Genomic DNA, 4599 nt, shown 5'->3' with positions numbered 1-4599 from the left:
GTGGTGCGCGATGCGCCGCTCCGCTGGTTCCAGGAGGAGATCACCGGGCTCGTCGCGGCCGTGCGGCAGGCGCACGCCGCCGAACTGTGGTCACTGACCTGGAAGCTCTCCAACAGCCTGACCTGTTTCTTCCAGGCCAGCGCGGGCTGGGCGGAGTGGGCAGCGATCAACGAGCTGGCGCTGGATGCAGCCCGCCGAGCCGGCGACGCGGCCGCGCAAGCGTCGGTCCTGCAGTCACAGGGGGATCTCGCCTGGCAGCAACGGCAGGTGGAGCAGGCCGCCGCCTGCTATGAGCTGGCGATCCACCAGGCACGGCGGGTCCACGACCAGTGTGCCGAGGCCCGCGCTCTGATCGGCCTGGCCGATGTCTCACTGGACCGAGGGATTGTCGAGCGGGCACGCACGATGTACGCCCAAAGCCTTGTTCTGTGCCGGGCCGGGCACGACCTGCGGGGTCTGACCGACGCGCTGCGCGGTCTCGCACTCGCCGAACTGCGGCGCGGGCGCTGCGACGCGGCGCTGGACCGGTTCACCGAGTGCCGAGCGGTGGCAAGCCAGCTGGGCGACAGACGGTGGAGCGAGTTCGCCCGTCGAGCCGTCGAGAGAATCCGGACCGGACCGGCGGCTGAAGGTAGCGTATCCTTCCCAGTCGAGGTTCGTCCGGGCGTCTGGCTGATCGGCGGTACCCCCTACGCAGACAGCCGGCCGGGACCGCCCGATCCCGAGGGCGACCGCGGCACAGACCTGGCCGCGGCCGGTCCACGACTCCCGATCATGAGAGATCAGTTACTCAGTGCAATCGGCCCGCCGCACTGACCTGCCTGGCCAGGTCGTTGACCTCGGCTACATCGTTGGCCTCGGCTACGTCACCGACCTCGGTTACAAGCGTGCGCGCGAAACCAGCGAAGGCCGTTCCGAGAAAGTAGAAATGCCCGCCGGGGAAATACCGCTCGCGGAAGTTTCCGCGTGTCTCGCCGGACCATCGGGCCATCGCCTCGGGCGGGGCCCACGCATCCGCTGTCCCACCGAACACGGTGAGCGGGCAGGCCAGCCGTGCACGGCCGGGATCCGGCCGGTAGGAGTCGACCGCCCTCAGGTCGGCGCGGACGACCCGCAGGAACAGGGCACGGAACTCTGGGACCTCGCCGAGACGGTCAGGTATCCCCCCATCGCCGAGAGCTCCGCGAGCAGATCGGTGTCCCCACGTTCGTGCAGGACGCGGCGCGCCGCAGGGGTGTCCGGCGGTACCCGGCCGGACACCCCGACCCAGACCGGGGGTATCCCGGCGGCCTGCAGCGCGCGTCCGACCTCGGAGGCGAGAATCGCGCCGAGGCTGTGCCCGAAGAGCGCGAAGGGCTGCCCATGCTCGAGGATGCCGCCCTCCGGCGGCCCGACCGGACCACGGCCGCGCCGCCGTCGGCCTTCGAGCCAGGGGCGGACGTCCCGCACCGCCCGGGCGACGAGCTCACCCATGTCCTCGACCGGGGTTTGCGCATGACGTTTGCCACGCCCGGGGAGGTCGAGCAGGAGGAGATCCCAATCCGGCGGGAGCTGGTGGATCAACGAGTGGTACACGGCTGCGGAGCCGCCCGCGTGGTGGAATCCGATGAGCCGCAGCGTCGGGTCGTCGACCGGCCGTGGCCGGACGAAGCAGGCAGCGGGATTCACGCGGTCCGCTCCCGTTCACGCAGGGCCGACCGCGCGTCCGCGATGTACGCGGCGAGGCGCCCGACCAGGCTGGCCAGCGGCAGGTCCGCCGCGAACTCGTCGGGGGGCACGGCGACCTGGTAGTGCTGTTCGATGTTCTTGGTGAACAGCATCGCCGTGAACGAGTCACCGCCGACATCGAGGAACGTCTGCGCCGGGTCGAGGTTGTCCTCGGCCCGCAGCACGTCCGCCAGTTCACCGAGCAGAAACTCCTCGACGGCCCGATCGACCGCTCCGTCCCGGGTGGGCACCGCCAGGACGACGCCCGCGGCGGCGGCTCCGTCGGGCGTGCCGACCACCCCCGGGGCCGGCACCGCCTGCGCCGGCTCGTCGATCCAGTACCGCCGGTGGCGGAAGGGGTAGGTCGGCAGGTCATCGACGAACCGGGTGTGCGGTGCGGCCAGGTCGTCCAGGCGCAGGTCCACGCCGGCGGTGAACAGGCCGGCAAGCGCGTCCAACAGCAGCGACAGGGACGCTTCGGCGTCGTCGCCGAGCAACGGATAACTGGCGGCACCCCAGTCCAGCACCGCGCCGTCCGGAGCGAGAGCCGGATCCACCGAGACTGAGACCCGGGCGCCGAACCGCCGCAGCAGCTCCCCGAGCCGGCTCTCCGCCGGACCGGTGGCGAGTTCGGGGAGCGAGCTCAGTGCCGGCAGCGCGTCGATCAGCCTGGTCGCCGCGGCGGTGACCCGATCCGGGTCCGCTCCGACCCGTAGGCGCCCGGCGACCGCGACCTGCACCTGCGCGGCGCTGGCGCTGGCGCCGAGCGTGCGGGCAAGGTTGTCCGCCAGCTCGGTCGGCGTCCTGCCTGTGACGGCAAGACGACGCGCGAACGCCGCCCGCCCGGCCCGCAACGTATGGCAGACCGATGCCAGTCCCACCGGGTCCGGCTCGCGCAGGTGGGCCACGACCGCCTCGGCCTGCGCCCGCAGGCTGACGTCGTCCTTCGCCGACACCGTCAGCAGCTCCCGACGCAGCCCGCCGCCAGCCGCACCGGACGCACCGGTCCTGGTCGCGTCATCGGCTTCACGGTCGGCGTCCTGATCGGCGCCCTGATCGGCTTCGAGAATGGCGTGCGCGTTGGTCCCGCTCAGACCGAACGCGCTGATTCCGGCCGTGCGCCGGGGGAGGCCGGCGGGCCATGGCTGGGTCCGGCGCGGCACGGCGAGGCCCACCCGGTTCCAGGGTACGAGCGTGTTGAGCGGGCCGTCCGCCTCACTCAGGCTGACCGGGATCATCCCGTGCCGCAGCATGAGCACCACCTTGATCAGCCCCGCGATTCCCGCGGCGGCCTCCAGGTGCCCCAGCCGGGCCTTGACACTGCCGATGGCCAGGGGAACGGTGCGACCGGGCGCTCCACTGCCAGCGACGGCGTCGAGCGCCCCCACCTCGATCGGGTCGCCCAACGCGGTGCCGGTGCCGTGCGCCTCGACGAAGCCGAGTTCCTCGGGGGCGACGCCCGCGTCGGCGAGGGCGGCGCGGATCACCTCCTGCTGGGCGGGCCCGTTCGGCACGGTCAGGCCGGAGGACGCGCCGTCGTGGTTGACGGCGGTGCCGCGTAGAACGGCGAGGACCGGCCTGCCCTCCCGCCGCGCGTCCGCCAGCCGCATCAGGACGAGCATGCCCGCTCCCTCACCGCGGCCGTACCCGTCGGCAGCGGCGGTGAACGGCTTCGAACGGCCGTCGGGGGCCAGCGCCCCGCTCTGGCACAGCGACACCATCAGGTCCGGCGAGAAGATGAGGTTCGACCCGCCCACCAGGGCGTAGCGGCATTCCTCCCGCCGCAGGCTCTGCGCACCGAGGTGCAGAGCGACCAGGGACGACGAGCAGGCGGTGTCCACGCTGATAGCAGGCCCGGACAGACCCATGGCGTAGCTGACCCGCCCGGCCGCGAAGCAGTGCCCACCGCCGGTGCCGTAGTACGGGTCGATGCCGCTCCGGTCACCGCCCGCCAGACGCTCGGTGTACTCGGAGGTCATGATGCCGACGAAGACACCGGCCGACAGCCGCCGCGAGCGGCGTACGGCGATGCCGGCCCGTTCCATGGCCTCCCAGGCGGTCTCCAGAAGCAGCCGCTGCTGCGGGTCGAGGGCCTCAGCCTCACGCTGCGAGATGCCGAAGAAACCGGCGTCGAAGTCGGCCACGCCCGACAGGAAGCCCGCGCGCCCGACATAGGAGCGCCCTGCTTGGCCCGGCCGCGGATCGTGGACCGCGCGCAGCCCGGGACGGTCGTCCGGAATCTCGGACACCGCATGGTCGTCCCCCAGCAGGAACTTCCAGTACGCCTCGGACGTGCGCAGCCCACCGGGAAGCCGCAACGCCATCCCGACCACCGCCAACGGCGCGTGGCGGTCGGCCTCGAGCTCGGCGACGCGGGCCCTGAGCCGCCGCGAGAGCCGCAGCTGGTCCTCCACCAGCGTCCGTAGCTGATCCAGATCCATCTTCGTCCTCACTGTTCCCCCGCCAGGTCGTCGCGCACGGCCTGGATGAGCTGATCGAGTGACAGGGCTTGCGGTTCGAGTAGGCCGGACGCCACCGGTGCGGGTGGGACGGCTCTGACGTGGGAACCAGTGGCCCGGCGCGCGGGCGCGCCGGGAGCGGCTGAGGTGAAAGTGAGCCCGTCGAGAAAGCTCGCCATCGCCGGCACCGTGGGATGATCGATCGCGACGGTGGCGGGCAGCTCGGTAGCCAGCGCATGTGCCAGCCCTGTCCGCAGGTCGATCGCCATGATCGAGTCGAGGCCCAGGTCAGCGAAGCCGAGTTCGTCGGTGACGGCCACGGGGTTGCCGAGGACCTCCCCGACCAGCGCGCGGATGGCGTCGCGCAGTCCGTCGTCGCGCGCGGGCCCGTCCAGGCCGTCGAGCGACTGACGCAGCCAGCCCTTCGGACGGG

At 72.2% G+C, this 4599-nt stretch carries 3 protein-coding genes and 1 pseudogene; 1 reads left to right on the top strand and 3 read right to left on the bottom strand.

The window, feature by feature from the left end:
• Positions 1–816, top strand: an 816-nt coding sequence (locus ACY5KJ_RS11380; protein ID WP_462203337.1) for a tetratricopeptide repeat protein, incomplete at its 5' end; no start/stop codon positions are given.
• Here the strand turns inward: ACY5KJ_RS11380 and ACY5KJ_RS11375 are convergent.
• The 3 genes and pseudogenes from ACY5KJ_RS11375 to ACY5KJ_RS11365 form a co-directional block, all read right to left on the bottom strand.
• Positions 791–1575, bottom strand: a pseudogene (locus tag ACY5KJ_RS11375) (thioesterase II family protein). The gene ACY5KJ_RS11380 and the pseudogene ACY5KJ_RS11375 sit on opposite strands and share 26 nt — an antisense overlap.
• 89 nt (positions 1576–1664) lie before the next feature.
• Positions 1665–4148 (bottom strand): beta-ketoacyl synthase N-terminal-like domain-containing protein, encoded by a 2484-nt coding sequence (locus ACY5KJ_RS11370; RefSeq protein ID WP_462203336.1) that lies wholly within the window; start codon positions 4146–4148, stop codon positions 1665–1667.
• A gap of 8 nt (positions 4149–4156) precedes the next feature.
• Positions 4157–4599: acyl carrier protein (locus ACY5KJ_RS11365; protein ID WP_462203335.1), on the bottom strand; the 443-nt coding region annotated here is incomplete at its 5' end.

Source organism: Frankia sp. CcWB3 (assembly GCF_977927595.1).
Note: the sequence above shows the minus strand (reverse complement) of the source record. Positions and strands in the feature narration are given on the sequence as shown.

Bases quoted from the DNA above. Each gene is read 5' to 3' on its own strand.
- ACY5KJ_RS11370 (WP_462203336.1), bottom strand. From the start codon at position 4,148: ATGGATCTGGATCAGCTACGGACGCTGGTGGAGGACCAGCTGCGGCTC.